Origin of the sequence: Streptomyces sp. NPDC001380 (assembly GCF_042895785.1) — a bacterium.
Taxonomy (GTDB): Bacteria; Actinomycetota; Actinomycetes; order Streptomycetales; family Streptomycetaceae; genus Peterkaempfera.
Map to the genome: position 1 here is coordinate 333230 of NZ_JBIAWP010000004.1, position 17053 is coordinate 350282.

A 17053-nucleotide genomic window follows, 5' to 3' on the forward strand; every position below is an offset into this window, starting at 1 on the left:
AATGACGCGTTCCGTCCACCTCGACGTCGAGGACGGCGTCGGCACCGTCCGCCTGGACCGCCCGCCGATGAACGCCCTCGACGCCGCCATGCAGGACCAGCTCCGCGAGGCCGCCGAGGAGGCGTCGCGCCGGTCCGACGTGCGCGCGGTCGTGCTCTGGGGCGGGGAGAAGGTCTTCGCGGCCGGCGCCGACATCAAGGAGATGCAGGCCATGTCGTACGCCGACATGGCCGAGCGCGGGGGCCCGCTCCAGGAGGCCTTCACGGCCGTGGCCCGCATCCCCAAGCCGGTGGTCGCCGCGGTCACCGGCTACGCGCTGGGGGGCGGCTGCGAACTCGCCCTGTGCGCCGACGTCCGCGTCGCGGCGGACAACGCCCGCCTCGGCCAGCCCGAGATCCTGCTCGGCCTGATCCCCGGTGCGGGCGGTACCCAGCGGCTGGCCCGGCTCGTCGGCCCCTCCCGGGCCAAGGACCTGATCTTCACCGGCCGGCACGTCAAGGCCGACGAGGCGCTGCGCATCGGCCTCGTCGACCGGGTGGTCCCCGCCGAGGAGGTGTACGCGACCGCGCACGCGTGGGCCGCGAAGCTCGCCGCCGGCCCGGCGCTGGCGCTGCGCGCCGCCAAGGAGGCCGTCGACCGCGGCCTGGAGACCGACCTGGACTCGGGGCTCGCGATCGAGCGGAGCCTCTTCGCGGGGCTCTTCGCCACCGAGGACCGCGAGATCGGGATGCGCAGCTTCGTCGAGGAGGGCCCGGGCAAGGCGAAGTTCCGCTGACACGCCCGCGCCCCGCCCGCGCCGTGGCCGGGCGCCCGTGGGCGCCGCCCGTGACCGCCGCCCGCGCCGCGGCCGGACCCCGCCGCGGCGCGGGCGGCGCGATCGTACGACTGATGATCCTTTCCCGGTTGTGGCCACGTCCGGGGGCCGCAGCGGCCATGATGGGCGCATGTCGGGCCGGGGAGAAGCAGAGCGGACGCACCACCCGAGCCCGGGGTTCCCGGACGAGTTCGCCCCGGACCCGCTGGAGGCCGCCTTCTTCGACCGCCTCTCGCACCCCGCCGTCGACGAGGTGCGGCTGCCGGCGACGGCGGAGTCGGCCGGCGAGGCGCGGCGGCTGACCCTCTCCGTGCTGGAGCTCTGGGGTCTGGTGCAGCAGCGGGAGGCCGCCGAGCAGCTCGTGGGCGAGCTGGTCGCCAACGCCGTACGGCACACCGGCGGCCGCACGGTGGGCGTGCGGTTCGCCCGCCGGCCGGGCTGCCTGCGCGTCGAGGTGCGGGACCCGTCGCGGGCGCTGCCGTGCCTGATCCGGGTGGAGGCCGACGCGGACTCCGGGCGGGGGCTGCAGCTGGTCGAGGCGATGTCCGACCGCTGGGGCGCCGACCTGCTGTCGCGGGGCAAGAGCGTCTGGTTCGAGCTGCGGGTGCGCGAGCGCTGAGGGGGCCGAGGGCCGCCCGGGAGGCAGGACCGCCGGGGAGGCGCCGGGAGGCGCCCGGAACGCATGCGGGCCCCCGTGCGCCGTGATGAGGCGGTGCGGGGGCCCTGCAGCTCACCGCGCAGGCCAGAGGGGGTGCGTGCCGTGCGGTGCGTGACGGCCGTGCCGGGTCGTGCGGAGGCCGTGGTCAACGGGTGCCAGTGTCCCACAGGGTGGGACAGTCGGGCAAACCGTACGCCTGGCATTCAAAGGTGTGCATATCGATTCACCTTGTGTTCGTGAGCCTGTCGGGCTGCAGGCCTTGTTTGCGCCGGATCTCCGGCTCCGGGGTGCGCGTCCGCCCCCCGGCGCGGCCCTGCCCGCACGGCGTCCGCACCCCCGGCGGGGCGTCCGGGCAGGGCCCGTGCGGCGTCCGCGCAGTGTCCGCGGGGAGGGCCCGGGCAGCCTCCCGGGGAATCTGCTAAACCGGTTCGGTTCACACCGTTGTCATCGTTCGGGTACGCCTTTACGCTGAGTCCCGCACCGAATGCCGTCGACCATTCGGGCAGCCGGAAGGGCGCCCTGCGCCCCGGCCCCGGGCGACGATGTCGCCGGTCGACACGGTGCCGAAGCCCCAGGTCGGAACAGGGGCAGAGTCCGGTCGCCGTGCTGTGCCGCGACCCCCGAACGGAATCCGCGAGATTCCTCCCGACAGGGGAGTCGTCCCATGAGAAAACGCATTGCCGGTGCCCTGGCGGCGCTTTTCGCACTCGTCGTCCCGATGCTCGCCGCCGCCCAGCCCGCGCACGCCGCGACCGGCCTCCACGTGAGCAACGGCCGTCTGGTGGAGGCCGGCGGCAGCGACTTCGTCATGCGCGGCGTCAGCCACGCGCACACCTGGTACCCCACCCACCTCGACGCCCTCGACGACATCAAGGCGCTCGGCGCCAACACCGTCCGGGTGGTGCTCTCCAGCGGGGACCTCTACACGAAGAACGACACGGCCGACGTCGCCGATGTCGTCTCCCGGTGCAAGGCCGACCGCCTGATCTGCGTCCTGGAGGTCCACGACACCACCGGCTACGGCGAGAGCAGCGGCGCCGTCTCCCTGAGCCGGGCCGCCGACTACTGGGCCGGCGTGAAGAGCGCGCTGGACGGCCAGGAGGACTACGTCGTCATCAACATCGGCAACGAGCCCTACGGCAACACCAACACCGGTGCCTGGACCAACGACACCGCCAACGCGATCCGGAAGATGCGCGCCGCCGGCTTCCACCACACCCTCATGGTCGACGCGCCGAACTGGGGCCAGGACTGGTCCTTCACCATGCGCGACAACGCCCGCACGGTCTTCTCAGCCGACCCCGAGGCCAACACGGTCTTCTCGGTGCACATGTACGGCGTCTTCAACACCGCCGCCAAGGTGAGCGACTACCTCAACCGCTTCGTCTCGGCGAAACTGCCCGTCGTGGTCGGCGAGTTCGGCTGGAAGCACACTGACGGCGACCCCGACGAGGACGCGATCATGTCCACCGCGCAGTCGCTGGGGCTGGGCTACCTGGGCTGGTCCTGGAGCGGCAACGGCGGCGGGGTCGAGTACCTCGACATGGCGACGGGCTTCGGCGCCTCCCGGCTGACCAGCTGGGGCCAGCGGGTCTTCAACGGCGCCAACGGCATCCGGTCCACCGCGAAGGAGGCGTCCGTCTACAGCGGCACCGGCGGGGGCGGGACCGACACCACGCCGCCCACCGCGCCCGGCGCACCGGTCGTCACCGCCACCACGAGCAGCAGCGTCTCGCTCTCCTGGGGAGCCGCCACCGACGACACCGGCGTGGCCGGCTACGACGTCTACCGCGGCGGCGCCAAGGTCGGCAGCACCGCCGGCACCTCCTACACGGACACCGGCCTGACCGCCTCCACCGCCTACGCCTACACCGTGAAGGCCCGTGACGCGGCCGGCAACACCTCGCCCGCGTCCGCCGCCGTCACCGCCACCACCCAGGCGGGGAGCACGGGCGGCGGCGACCCCGGCTGCACCGCGTCCTTCCGCGTGGACAACCAGTGGAGCGGCGGCTTCATCGGCATCGTCACCGTGAAGAACACCGGAACCGCGCCGACGAAGGGCTGGAAGGTCACCTGGACCTTCGGCGGCGACCAGCGGATCGTCAATTCCTGGAACGCCACGGTCGTGCAGAGCGGCGCGTCCGTCTCCGCCGCCAACGTCGACTACAACGCGTCGGTGGCGCCCGGGGCCTCGACCGACCTGGGCTTCCAGGCGAACGTGACCGGCCCGCCCGGCACGCTCACCCCGGTCTGCACCGCGGGCTGACCGCCCCCGCGCACGGCCGCCCCGCACGCACGCGCCCCCGACGGTCCGGCCGGACCGTCGGGGGCGCGTGCGTGCGGGGCAGCCGGCGGCCCTGGTGCCGGAAGGATCCGTCACCGTGCCAACCGGCTGATTCCCGGGCCGGTTTGCGCTATGTATGGACGAGCCGCGGTGCGAGCGGGGACCCGGGGGCAAGCGGAGGCGCAGTGGAAGCGGCGGAGACGGACCGGCTGGTCGAGTACTTCTTCTGCGACCCCCAGACCGCCCTGGGGCGCTACGGCACACCCGCCGGACGGAACGTCGCCGAGTGCAGCCACGAGCTGATCTCCGGTGCGCTGCACCGGTACGACCTCACCGACGGCGGCCAGTTCCCGGTGACGCTCCAGCTCTACCAGGGACTCTCCAACGTCGCGGGCCACCTGTGGGAACAGGAGGTCCGCGTGCTGCTGCGCGCGGCGGCCCTGCGCCACCCGGCACTACCGGAGATCGTCACCGGCGGCTACCGGGATGCCGAGGCGACCCGCTCCAAGGGCTTCGACGTCAACGGATTCGCGTACGTGGTCACCAAGGGCGCTGTCGACAGCCTCGCGGACGGCGGCCTCCTGGACGACCTCCGGGGACAGCACGCGGTGGCGGTCAGGCAGTTCTTCTTCCTTGCGGACGCACTGTCCGTACTGCACGGACAAAAGATCGTGCACCGGAACCTGTGGCCCGGCAGCATCGACGTCCACCAGGACACCTCCATGCCGGTCGGCCCCGAGCGGCTGCAGCTGCGACTCTCCCGCTTCGAGATGAGCGCCCTCATCGGCAATCTGCTGCGGGCGACCGAGATGGACACCGAGTACGCCGCCGAGCAGGTCACCCGTCTCCTGCTCGGGCAGGACACCGAGGCGTTGGCCTACTGCGCCCCGGAGAGGCTCGCCTACCTCTTCCCGGTCCAGGGGACCGAGCCCGCCGACCACGCCAGTTCCGACGTCTTCAGCCTGGGCGCCACCGTCGCCGAGTGGTTCCTCCCCGAGAGGCCCGGTCCGGCGGCTCCGTCCGCCCCGGGAAGCGACCACCTGCTCGCCTGGGCGCGCAACCGGCACACGGCCCTGCGGGAAGCCCTCGCTGACCACCCCGACCTTCCCGGCCCCCTGCGGGCGCTCCTCACCGACATGCTCGCCCACCACCACCGCGAACGGCCCACCAGCTACGAGGTCGTGGAGCGGATCAGCAGCAACTACGAGGAGATATCGGGCCACTGGGCCCAGGTCTCGGACGTCCAACTGCCCTACCTGATGGCCTTCCTCCCCGCCGAGTCCCGCCATACGCTGTACCACTGGGGATGGCTGACCCATGACCCGGAGTCCGAGGAAGGGCACCGGGAGCTCGCCGAGCTCATCGAGCAGGACCTGTGCGGGGCGCGCCTGGTCCACGCGCCGCACGGGGCAGTGCCCTACGTCGTTCCGGGGGACAAGCAGACCAAGCGGGAGGCCCAGCTGCTCCTGATCGGGGCGCGGGCGGCCTGGTTCTGCCAGCGCTACCGGCCGTTCAGCGCGCTCGGCACCGCGCTGGGCCCGCCCCGCGAGGACACCCTGGTGATCAAGTACACGGTGTCCCTCGACAGCTCCGCAGGCCGTTCGATCCTGGACGACGTCGCCCGGACCCGCTTCCACCGCACCATCCCCTCAGTCGAGGCCGTCGCCTACAACATCCACCCGGCGGAGTTCGCCAGGGCGCAGGCCGGCCGGCCCAAGTGGACCCCGCTCGTCGATGCGATCGCGCGGGCGGTGGTCGACTCGCCGACCGACCTGGTCTACGAGCAGGCCTTCGACTGGCTGCTGAGCTACCAGGAGGTGGAACTCCAGGCCCGTGAGTACGCCTACGAGGTCGACAAGGAGGACAGCGGAGCCCGCTACCTGACGCTGCGGCTGGACGCGGCGCGCGACGACGCCCGCAGGCACCGCAACGCCATGCTGACCTACTACTGCGAGGACCCGGCGCTCCGGCCGCCCCTCGGCGACTTCTTCGCCTCCTTCGCCTCCGAGGAGGGGGGCGACATCGAGGTCCTGGACGACCGCAACGGCGCTCCCCGGCGCCATCGCGACCGCCGGGTCCTCGTCAGCCTCGACGATCAGCTGGGCGAGCAGGCCATCCGGGTCCGCCTGCACTCCGACAGCGGCAGGCCCCCGGACCGGGGCTGGATCCGCCCCGCGGGGGATCTCGGAAGCTGGGTCGCCTACCGCCGCCAGCTGCACGCGCGCTGGAAGCTCCTGGGAAACAAGGTGCTCCTCCAGCAGCTCCAGAACCCGACGACGATCAAGGGGCTTCCGGAGCGCTGGAAGGACGCGGGCACCGGCCTGGTGGGGGGCGAGGTGGTGACCGACATGCTGGTGTCGCAGCCGTTCTTCGCTCTCCAGGGGCCCCCCGGCACCGGCAAGACCGAGATGACCGCGAGAGCGGTCATCGCCTACCTCAGGCAGGAGCCCGCTGCCCGGGTGATGGTCTCGGCCCAGTCCAACTGGGCCCTGGACAACCTGGCCGCCCGGATCCTGGAGCGGCTCGCCCCGGAGGGCGAGCAGCAGGGGGAGGCCGGCGGGAAGGACGCGTCGGAGAACCGTCCGCTCGACGCACTCACCGTGGGCGACATCATCGCGCTGCGTGTCACCACGAGTTCCTCCGCCGACCGCGTGGACGACCGCCTGCGCCCCTTCCGTCCCGCAGAGCTCGCCGAGGCTCGTTCCGAGGCCCTCCAGAAGTACGCCGTCAGGGCGCAGAAGGAGGCCGGCCGGGACAGCCGGGAGCTGCAGCTGCTCAAAGAGTGGGAGAAGGTGGCGAAGGGGGCCGTGCCCGAACTCACGGACCGCATCCGGCGCTCCGCCAACCTCGTCTTCGCGACCTGCTCGTCCGCCGACCCGGAGCACATGTCGGTCACCGGCAACGAGGAGCCGTTCGACTGGGTGCTGATCGAGGAGGCTGCCAAGGCGTGGCCCACCGAGATCGCCATCCCCCTCGCTCAGGGCCTGCGATGGACCCTCATCGGCGATCACCACCAGCTCCCGGCCCACCGCAGACAGGACGTCGAACGCTTCCTGCACGACTCCGCCGACCACCCCGACCCCGCTCTGGCCCTGCACGGTTTCCGCAGTGCCGAGTACCTGCGCGTCTTCAACATGTTCGGCAGCCTCTTCGACCGGCCGGCCGCCGGCACCGACCGGGCCGACGGCTCCCTGTCCCGGCCCGTACGCACGCTCAGCACGCAGTTCCGGATGAACCGGCCCATCGGGAACCTGATCAGCCGGGTCTTCTACCCTGATCCCGAGGACCCCGGGGGCGAGGGGCTCATCCGCACCGGGAAGGCCGACGAGCCGCACGGCTACGGTGCGCCGGAATGGCTGGGCGACGCGTCGCTCGTCTGGCTGGACACGCACGCCCTGACCGGCTGCGAGGACGAGCCCGCCTGGAAGAACCGCGGTGAGGTCGAGGTCGTGGCCGAGCTGGTGTCCCGGCTCAGCCCGCGTCCCCAGCCGCGTCGCGAGGGCGGGGGCCATGATGCCCTGGCCGTGCTCGCCCCGTACCGGCAGCAGACCGATCTGCTGCGCGCCCGCAGCGACCTGGCCCCTTTCGTCCACACCGTCCACGCCTACCAGGGGCGGGAGGCCGAGGCGGTCGTCGTCTCCCTGGTCCGGGACCGCAACCGGAGCGAGGCCAAGGACCAGCCGTGGAAGAACCTGGGCCACCTGGTCCAGCCCGATCTGGTCAATGTGATGTGCTCGCGCGCCCGGCGGCTTCTGGTCATGGTCGGCGACCTCGAGCATTTCGCAGGCAGCGGGGTGGACTTCTGGGCGCAGGTCTGCGAGGCGTTCCGGCAGTACGGCCTGGTGCTGCCGGCCGGGCGGATGTTCGGTGACTGACCGCCGCGGCACGGCAGGTCCGGCCGGCGCACGGGTGACGGGGGAGGAGCACGGATGGGCAACCTGACGGTCAGTGTGCGGTGCGTGGTGGTGCCGGTCAGGGTCACGCTGGGCTACGGCCGGTTCGTCTCCCCGATCGAACAGATCGTCCTGAAGAAGCTCACGCTCCACGAGGCCGACGGCCTCGACGAGCCGGCTGTCTACGGAGCCGACGAACTGGCCCGAAGCCTCGGCCTCGGTCAGCGCCTCACCCTCGACATCATCTCCGACCTGTGGCACAAGAACTACATCACCCTGGACCTCGCCCGGGGCGTGGTGCGGGCCGCGGACCACGTCCGGCGCCGCGCGGCGCAGGGGACGCTGCACGAGCTGGAGGGCGCCGAGGTCCACAGCGTCGAGTACCCCCTGATGGTGGACTCCCTGACCGGCACCCTCATGCCGGTCAACGGCTCCCCCCGGCCGCAGGAGGGCCACCACGTCGTCCCGGTGCTCGACCGCTGGGCCACGGACGACAAGTTCACCCAGGCCGAGCTGGCCGACGCCCTCCACGAGCACTTGCGCCAGGAGCGCCGCCAGGAGCGCCGTCAGGGCGCACAGGGCCGGGAGCAGCGCGTGCTCACCGCCCAGCTCGTCCCCGCCGACCTCCGTCCGCCGCCGCAGAACCGCTGGCTGCCCCTGAGCATCACCGTGGGGTGGGACAACGACGCCCAGAAGATCCGGCTCTTCTCCGACGACCCGGCATTTCCCACCGAGAGCCGGCTGCGCGCCCTCAGCCGGATCGCCGAGCTGCTGGAGACCCTGCCGGAGAACGCCTTCGCCACCCAGGTACGCCGTGCCGCCAACAGCCAGTTCGTCGAGGCCCCGTCCCTGGAGACGGCCCTGGAGCGACTGGAGCAGGCGGCGGCCGGGGTCTCCGGATCCGCCCCCGGGACACAGCACGCCCGGCACAACGAACTCGCCAGGCAGAGCCGCCAGGTGACGGAACTGCTGCGGCTGCGGGTCGCCTCCGAGGTCCGCACCCGTGTCGTGGTCGACCCGGACGACCACCGCGAGACCGTCGTCGAGCTGATCGAACGCGCGCGCCGGCAGATCGTCCTCGCCTGCCCCTCCGTCGGCTACGAGTCCCTCTACGCCGTTTCCGAGCACCTGCGCCAGGCGCTGGCCAGAGGCGTCCACGTGGTCCTGCTGTGGGGGGAGAGGCACGGGGACGAGCTCTCGGAGAAGGTGCGCAACCTCCTCAACGACCTGCGGCGGGCGGGCCGCGGCAAGCTCGTATGGACCTACCGTCCCAGCCGGACCCATGCCTGCCTGGCGGTCTGCGACGACCGGGCCGCGCTGGTGACGGGCCACCGCTTCCTGAGCCCTCCACCGCCCCGGCACGGCAGGGAGGGCCGCGACCGGCAGAACCGCGCCCTGCAGGTCGGTGTGCGGGTCGAGGCCCCGACCTCCGGCCCCTGCGACCCCGTGGAAGGGATCCTGCGCTGGGCCAGGACCGCAGTGCCGGACTACTCGGTCGGCCAGAAGGTCCACATCCGGCACAGCGACTTCACGGAGGTTGCGGGTACCGAAGGCGCGAGCACCGCGTCCGGCGGAGAGCCGCCCGGTGGTGCAGCGAGGCAGGGGGAGGCCGAGGAGGAGCGGTCCTCCTCCTGGGAGCCCCTGCTCCCCGAGCTCCCCGCCGAACCCGCCGTGCCCGCCGACGGCGCGCCGCCCTCCGCGGCGGTGACGGCGGTGTGGGGCCAGGCATGGGTCGAGCACGCGGCCGCCCTGCGCCGGCAGCTCGAGGCCCGCACACTGCCGTGGGCCATGGTCCAGGTGGACGGGGCGCACCGTGAGACCCTGTGGCAGGCGCTGCGCCACAGCCGCTCCCGACTGCTGCTGTCGGGTGCCCGGGTCGGCCCGGACGCCTTCGACTTCCGCGCGTCCGCGGCCCTGGAGAAGCTGCTCCGGGCAGGTGTCCGGGTGACCGTCGCCCACGGCCGGCCCACCGAGTCGACCGGCGTCGCCGAAGGCCCCCGCCGGCTGCTGGCCGGCCTGAAGGCGGCCTTCGCCGACCGTGGTCTCCAGGTCGTCCAGCAGGCGACCAACGCCCGTCTGATGGTGAGCGACGACGAGGCGCTGGTCGGCAGCTTCGACCTGCTCTCCCTCGGCAGCCAGGCTCCCGGTCTCTCCCACAAGCGTCCCAGCGAGATCGGTCTCAGGCTCATCGACCGGCGCACAGCCGACCGGCTGGTCGATGCCGTGCACGGTGCCCCGCAGCGCGACGCGCCGGATCCGGTGGAGAGCAGCGCGCCCACGGCCACCGGGGTCGAGGCGGCGGCACCGGACATGGCCGGCCGCGCCCAGCGCCTGCTCAACACCGTGGCGCAGGAGGCCCCGTCCGGAGACCCGGCCGCCGTTGCGGCACTGGTCCGTGACTGCGTCGAGCAGCTCGCAGCCCAGGGGGGCGACGCCGTGTGGGCCCTGCTCGACACCCTGAGGCGGCACGACGCCTACCGCCCGGTGCTGCGTCCGGCGGCCGCGTACGCGAGCGGACGGTTCGCCGGGAGCCCCGAGGCCCGGGCCTGGCGCCGCTGGCTGATGCGCGACTGCTGGGAGCGCGGCATGTTCGTCGAGGCCGTGGTGCTGCGTGCAGCCATCCCCGGGGACCACACCCGCCCCCGCCTGCCGCTGTCGCTGGTGGCGGCCGCTCGCGGCGGCGCCCACTTCGACGAAGCGGTGCTGGAGGCCGCCCTCGACGTCGAGGACAGCCTGAAGCGGTCCAGACCCTGGGCCGGCGCCGAGGCCGCCGCCCTGGTGTCGCTGTGTGTGGCGGAGATCCTGACCGCGGAGCGGGGAGACGCCGCCGCGGAGGCCCTGGACCTGCTGGAGCAGTACCTCGCCGACCCCTGGAGGTCCCTCTCCCGGCTCGGCCGGGACCACTGGGGCGACGGCACTCTGGGCCCGGTGCCCGTGGCCGAGATCCGGGTCCAGGCGGACCGCACCCGGCACCGGACGGAAGTCGACCGGGCGTGGGAGGAACTGGCCCGGCGCCACGGCCGCGCGGCCCAGGTCACCTTCCGCTTCCAGTCCGGCACCCGCACCCATGCCCGGCTCTTCGGCCCCGACGGCGACTTCGGCTGCCTCAAGGGCCCGATCGACGCCAAGGACGGCGACGCCGTACGGCAGTGGCTGGCCGCTCATCCGGCCTCCGACGTCGACCGGGTCCTGGACCGTGCCACCCGTTCGGTGGATGCCGCACACGAGCTTCGGCTGATGGCCAACAACCAGCGTCTCAACTTCGTCGCCAGGCTCGTCGAGGTCGCCGAGGGCGCCGCCGACCTTGTGGCGCTCCTGAACGCGGACAGCCCGGCAGGCACCCGCAGGCTTGCCGGGCACGCCCCCGTGGCCCGCGCGCTGTCCTCGCTGCTGCCCCGGGTGGTTGCCGCGGCGGAGGACCTGGACGGCCCCGAGCCGCTGCTCGCCCGGGACGTGCTCTCCCGACTGTCCGACATCGCCGCCTGGGGGGGATCCGTATGACCGCAGCGCAGGAGCAGCCCGAGGTCCCCGCCGTCCCCCGCGACCTGGTGGCCCACTGGGCCGGGCGATGGCGCTACCCGTCCTTGCTGGCCCTGCTCAGCCGCACGGACGAGGGTGCGGTGCTCGGAGCCGACGCGGCGGCGGACGCGATCGCCGACGGACTCGCCCGCCCGATGGGGCTCCCCGAGCACACGGCATCGGCGCTCATCGAGCGGGGCGAGTTCGCAGCGGCCCGGCAGGTGCCCGGCTGGGCCGACGTGGAGGGCGCCGTCGAGGCGGCCGTCGCCGAGGCCAGGGCCCGGCTCGGGCGCCGTCTCGACCGGTTGGCCCGCCGGGCGGTCCGCGCCGGCCTCGCCGACCGGCCGCCGGAGGGGCTGGAGCCGCTGCTGGAGGTCCGGTCGGCGGACGCCGACGCGGTCCTCGCCGACTGGCAGGGGCGCCTGGAGCAGGCCGAGAGGCGCCGGATCGCCGAACTGGAGGACCGGCTCTGCGCTGCGGTGGAGGAGGACGGCTGGACCTCGGGCGGGGCCGACGCGCCCGGTCAGGCCTGCGCCGACTGGGAGCAGGCCGTACGGAACTGCCTGCGCCAGGGGGAACTCGCCGCCGCCGAAAGGCTGCTGGACGCAGGCCCCTCCCCGGATGCCGTCGGCGGACCGCTCACCGTGCCCGCCCAACGGATCTGGCCGTGGGCGGACGTGCCCGTGCGCGAGGCGCTGGCGTGGTACGCCGGATCGGTGGGCGCCCGACCGGAGTTCGGCAGCCAGTGGCGGCCGGACGACGAGTCCGGTGCCGCGCTGGTGGCGGCACTCGCAGAGCTGCACCTGCACATGTCGGCCGAGACCGTGCGCGGCTTCGCCAACGCCCTCGACACCCATCTCGGAGCCGACGCCGCCCGGCACCAGGTGGAGGAGCACGGAGGCGGATTCGTCACCTGGCTCTCGGGTGTCGCCGACTACCAGCGCATCCCGCAACTCGCCCTGCCCCGCAAGCTCCGGCTGTACGTGGGCCCGGACGGCTGGGCGCCCGAGGTCCCGGAGAAGGACCGGCCGGCGGCCTGGCTGGTTCTGCGCATGCAGGCCACGGCCGGGCAGCGGGAGCTCGTCCCGCCGGGCGTGGCGGTCCTCGACGTCCGTACGGTGCTCCAGCTCGCCGCCCCGGACCGCCACGGCCGGGCCACCTCACGAGGCCACCGCACGGTCAACCTGCTGCGGTCCATGGGCCGGGGCCTGCGGGTCGTGGACATCGTCGGCCGGCAGCCGCTGCCGGACGACCGCTCCGGTCCCGCCGCCCATCCGCACGAGGAGCACGAGGACCTCGCCTGGTGGCTGGACCTCCTCGGCGTCCGTTCCACCGATGCCGCCGTCGACATGCTCCTGTACGACACCGACGGCCATCCTGTGGCGCTGCGGGCCGCGCTGGCAGGGCTGATACCGGACACCGACCGGCCCTACGAGCTGACGTCCGAGGCGCTGGAGGAGTGGCGCGCCGACCCCGACGCCCAGGCGGCCTTCCACGACGCGGTGGTGGAGCAGTCGTTCCTCGGCTCCGACCGTGAGGCGGCCGCTGCACTGCGCTCGGTCCTGCTGCTCGTCCGCGGTGAGCCGGACCTGGCCCTGTCGCCCGAGGACGTCGCGGCGGTCCTCGGGCCGTCCGCGTCCACGGCGGGGAGCCTTCCGATGGAACTGGGTGCCGCCCTCTCCCGGGTCGCGGCCGCCGGCTTCCTGCGCCAGGACCCGGGGAGCGGCCGGTACCGCTGGAACGGGTCCGGACTGGCGGCCCTCCTCACCGGCCCCGACCCGCGTCGTGTCGAGTCCCTCCTCGACCAGGACCTGCGGGAGCTCTACGACCGCCGGGACCGGAGCGAGGAGAGCGCGGTGCTCGGCCTGCTGGAGGTGCGCGAGTCGTACGCGCACACGAGGGTCAACCGGCTGGCCGGAGCGGCCGACGCCATCAGGCGCACGCTGGAGCGCGACGACCTTTCGGAGGGCGGGCGCGCCAACCTGCACGGCGCACTGCGGGCCGTGGAGGAGAGCCAGCTGGCGGAGGCGCGGGCCCGCGACCCCAAGCGCCTGTACGACGACCTGAACGCCAAGGAGCCTCTGGACCTGCGGTCCGAACTCGAGAGCCACTGCCTGGGCCTGCTGGCCGAGGCGCCGCCCGGCGTCGCCGTCGACTTCGTGCCGGGCACCGACCGGGAGGTGGTCGTCTGGGCCAGCCACCAGCTCCTCAAGATGGCTGTGGGCAACCTCCTCGACAACGCGCTCCGCGAGGTCGGGACCGACGGAAGGATCCGGGTCACCCTCGGCCTCCTGCCGCGCGGACGCGGGGGAGCCGGCAGCCCCGTCGCCCGGATCGACGTGGAGGACAGCGGGCCGGGGGTGGCCGAGTGCTGGCTGCCCTTCCTCAACGGGCTGGTGGGCGGCCCTCCGCCGGCCGCGCCCAAGGGCAGCGGCCGGGGGGTCGCCTTCGCGCGGAACTTCATCGTGGACCACAACGGCACCCTCCGGTTCCTGGGGCGCTCGCACGAGCTCCGCGGAGCCCACGTGCGCATCGAGCTGCCGGTCACCGGGGCCCCCGCCGGCTGAGGGGTCAGCCCGGGCCCAGCATGCGGTCGACCGCCTCCCGGACATGGAGGCTGTCGAAGGCGCCGTCCGTCCGGTCGGCCTTGGTGCAGATTCCGGACAGCCCGAAGCGCTCGGTGAGGTTCCGGTAGTTCTGCTGGACGTCGCCGCTCAGGAAGTACGCGGTGATGAGGATCCTCGGAATCCTGCGCTTCTGGAGGTCCATCAGGGCGTGGAAGCCGTGGTTGTCGTCGTTGCGCGGGGTCAGGTGGCGGTCGACCAGGGCACCGTGGAACTGCGGCGGATCGCCGGCCATGAGCCGGTGGTACTCGTCCAGGTCCCTGACCGTGGTGATGTCGCAGTCCCCGAACAGGGTCTCCAGCAGCCGGCACATCTGCTCGTCGTCCTCGACGATCAGCAATCGCCGCCGCGTCCTGGTCCTCCGCCCCGGGTACAGCGCGTCCGCCCGCCCCACGGCCGGGTCGTGTCCGAACCGGTCCGCGAACACGGCCCAGCCCTCCACCTCCACACCCTGCCGGAACAGCGCCGACACGGCGTCCACCAGCTGCCGCCGTGCCCTGACCGCCGCGTTCCAGTGCCTGTCCTCGACCAGGTGGTGCACCTGGAGCGGATCCCCGCGCCACATCGCGAGCAGGCGGGCCACCTCGCCGGTGTCCGGTGCTCCTCCCAGGGCCGCGACCCGGCCCGGGAATTCGAGCGCGTCCAGGCGGAGGAGGTCCTTCGGCAGCCGGTAGCCGCTCGAGGCCGACCTGGGGATCTCGACCCCGTGCCTCCTGAGGACCGCGTTCACCTTGCCGACATGGGTGTACACCGCGCCGGAGGACCCCCGGCGCGGCAGCATGTCCCTGATGCTCTCGCAGGACACCAGCTGCCCCTGCATGAAGAGCAGCCGCAGCAGGATGGCCGCTCCCACCCCGACGAGCGGCGTTTGCCCCCCCACGGGGCTCTCCACGACCAGTTCGCCGAGCGCGCTGACGCACGGCCTGTCCTGCTCCGGAACCCCGTCCCCCATGGCCTCATGCTAGAGCGCGGTACGGCGGACCGGGCAGGGACGGGTGCATCCGAGGCGCCCGCCCCCAGCACGGGAGCGAGGCTCCCGGACCCCCGGGGGACGGGCGCGGGCCCGCCCGGTCCGGACCGGTTTCTCTCCCGCCTCCGCGGGGAGGTCAGGATCGTCCGCGCCACGGGGCGGCGAGCCTCGCTGCGGCGCCCTCCCGGGGCATGTCCCGCCGGAGCGGGAGGGGCTGTCTGAACCTTACCTGAACCAAGGTCAGCACCCTTTTCTGCCAGGCGGGTTGAAGTTCAGAACGAAGCCCATGGGGCGGCTGAGGAGTGCCCGGTTTCCTGGGTTCCACGGGCACCCGGCCCGCAGGCCCAGGAAGGGCCGAGCCTCCCCGCAGGAGTGAGTCCCATGCCCACCACGTCCGTGAAGACCTCTGCCGCCGTCGGCACCGGCTCCGTCATCGCCCACGTCGCCGGCCTCTCCCCGTTCCAGGCCCTCGCCGTCGGCATCGCCGTCCTGGCCGCCGCCGTGCTGCTCAAACTGCTCGTCCTGGAGTGGTTCTCCCGGAAGGGCGAGGGGGTGCGCAGCGACGTGCTGAAGTTCGCCTCCATGCTGTTCCTCGGCCGGGAGGCCGCCTCCGCCCCCGACGACTCCCCCGGGGTGCCGGCGTCCCGGAAGCGCAGAGCACGCAGGCGCCGCCCCAGGTGACCGGCCGCCACGGCCCCGGAGGGCGAGGACGCCTCCGGGGCTCCGTGGGGCGGGCGTGGCAACGGCGCCGGTGACGTCACGGTCGCGTGCCCCCGCCGGTGCTCCTCCTCCGCCCGGCCGGGCGGAGGAGGAGCACCGGGGGCCGTGGCGGACCGGAACGTGCGGTCCGCACCCGCCCCGTCAGCACTCGATGACGTTGACCGCGAGGCCGCCGCGCGAGGTCTCCTTGTACTTGACCTTCATGTCGGCGCCGGTCTCCTTCATGGTCTTGATCGCCTTGTCGAGGGAGACGTGGTGGCGGCCGTCGCCGCGCAGCGCCATCCGGGCCGCCGTGACGGCCTTCACCGACGCCATGCCGTTGCGCTCGATGCACGGGATCTGGACCAGCCCGCCCACCGGGTCGCAGGTCAGCCCGAGGTTGTGCTCGATGCCGATCTCGGCCGCGTTCTCCACCTGCTCCGGGGTGCCGCCCAGCACCTCGGCCAGGCCGCCCGCCGCCATCGAGCAGGCCGAGCCGACCTCGCCCTGGCAGCCGACCTCGGCGCCGGAGATCGAGGCGTTCTCCTTGAAGAGCATGCCGATGGCGCCCGCCGCCAGCATGAAGCGGACCACGCCGTCCTCGTCCGCCCCCGGCACGAAGTTCATGTAGTAGTGCAGCACGGCCGGCACGATCCCGGCGGCGCCGTTGGTGGGCGCGGTGACGACCCGGCCGCCCGCCGCGTTCTCCTCGTTGACGGCCATCGCGTAGAGGGTGACCCACTCCATCGCGTTGGCCGGGCCGATCCCCTCGGCGCGCAGCGCGCGGGCGGCGGTGGCGGCCCGGCGGCGGACCTTCAGGCCGCCCGGCAGGATGCCCTCGCGGGTCATCCCGGCCCGCACGCACTCCTGCATCACGCCCCAGATCTCCAGCAGCCCGGCCCGGATCTCGGCCTCGCTGCGCCAGGCCCTCTCGTTCTCCAGCATCAGCGCGGAGATCGACAGCCCGGTGGTGCGGGTCAGGTGCAGCAGCTCCTCGCCCGTGCGGAACGGGTGGCGCAGCACGGTGTCGTCGGGCTTGACCCGGTCGGCGCCGATGGCGTCCTCGTCCACGACGAAGCCGCCGCCGACCGAGTAGTAGGTCTTCTCCAGCACCGGCACCCCGGCCTCGTCGTACGCGCACAGGGTCATGCCGTTGGCGTGGTACGGCAGTGAGCGGCGGCGGTGCAGGATCAGCTGGCGGTCCGGGTCGAAGGCGATCTCGTGGGCGCCCAGCAGGCTGAGGCGGCCGGTCGCCCGGATCCGCTCCACGCTCTGCCCGGCCTCCTCGACGTCCACGGTGCGCGGGGAGTGGCCCTCCAGGCCGAGCAGCACCGCCTTGGGCGTGCCGTGGCCGTGGCCGGTGGCGCCGAGCGAGCCGAAGAGCTCGGCGCGCACGGAGGCGGTGCGGACCAGCAGCCCCTCGGACTTCAGCCGCCGGGCGAACATCCGGGCGGCGCGCATCGGGCCGACCGTGTGGGAACTGGACGGGCCGATGCCGATGGAGAAGAGGTCGAAGACGCTGATGGCCACGGTGGAACCGACTCCCGGGGGCCCCACGGCGGTGTGGGGCTGGTTCGGGTCCGCACGGCCCT

9 protein-coding genes are annotated in these 17053 nt (G+C 73.4%); 7 read left to right on the plus strand and 2 right to left on the minus strand.

Translation table 11 applies throughout. The features are described 5' to 3' along the window. The first annotated feature begins 1 nt into the window (after position 1). The 6 genes from ACFY07_RS08025 (at position 2) to ACFY07_RS08050 (ending at position 13735) form a co-directional block, all read left to right on the plus strand. A complete protein-coding gene (locus ACFY07_RS08025) occupies positions 2-775 on the plus strand; it encodes an enoyl-CoA hydratase/isomerase family protein (RefSeq protein ID WP_230650835.1) in 774 nt (257 codons plus the stop codon). Between the two features lie 169 nt (positions 776-944). Then, entirely contained in the window at positions 945-1433 is a 489-nt protein-coding gene (locus ACFY07_RS08030; protein WP_230650838.1) for an ATP-binding protein, read from the plus strand. A gap of 703 nt (positions 1434-2136) precedes the next feature. Continuing rightward, the gene (locus ACFY07_RS08035) at positions 2137-3738 is read left to right on the plus strand and encodes a cellulase family glycosylhydrolase (RefSeq protein WP_390867879.1); all 1602 of its coding nucleotides are present in this window, start codon (positions 2137-2139) and stop codon (positions 3736-3738) included. 203 nt (positions 3739-3941) lie between these two features. After that, positions 3942-7631, plus strand: a complete 3690-nt coding sequence (locus ACFY07_RS08040) for an AAA domain-containing protein (RefSeq protein ID WP_390867880.1) — start codon at positions 3942-3944, stop codon at positions 7629-7631. Between the two features lie 54 nt (positions 7632-7685). Further along, positions 7686-11150 carry a hypothetical protein gene (locus ACFY07_RS08045; RefSeq protein WP_390867882.1) on the plus strand — a complete coding sequence of 1155 codons (3465 nt, stop codon included), beginning with the start codon at positions 7686-7688 and terminating at the stop codon, positions 11148-11150. After that, complete coding sequence (locus tag ACFY07_RS08050; protein ID WP_390867883.1) at positions 11147-13735, plus strand: ATP-binding protein; 2589 nt, start codon at positions 11147-11149, stop codon at positions 13733-13735. The genes ACFY07_RS08045 and ACFY07_RS08050 overlap by 4 nt, the downstream gene beginning before the upstream one ends. 4 nt (positions 13736-13739) lie before the next feature. Here the strand turns inward: ACFY07_RS08050 and ACFY07_RS08055 are convergent, their stop codons facing one another. Next, complete coding sequence (locus ACFY07_RS08055) at positions 13740-14744, minus strand: hypothetical protein (protein ID WP_390867884.1); 1005 nt, start codon at positions 14742-14744, stop codon at positions 13740-13742. A 399-nt stretch (positions 14745-15143) separates the two neighbouring features. On the opposite strand from ACFY07_RS08055, the gene ACFY07_RS08060 reads away from it, so the two are divergent. Beyond that, positions 15144-15443, plus strand: coding sequence for a hypothetical protein (locus tag ACFY07_RS08060; protein WP_390867885.1), 300 nt, complete (start codon positions 15144-15146; stop codon positions 15441-15443). Between the two features lie 180 nt (positions 15444-15623). Here the strand turns inward: ACFY07_RS08060 and ACFY07_RS08065 are convergent, their stop codons facing one another. Further along, positions 15624-16991, minus strand: coding sequence for an L-serine ammonia-lyase (locus tag ACFY07_RS08065; protein ID WP_390867886.1), 1368 nt, complete (start codon positions 16989-16991; stop codon positions 15624-15626). Positions 16992-17053: the final 62 nt, after the last annotated feature.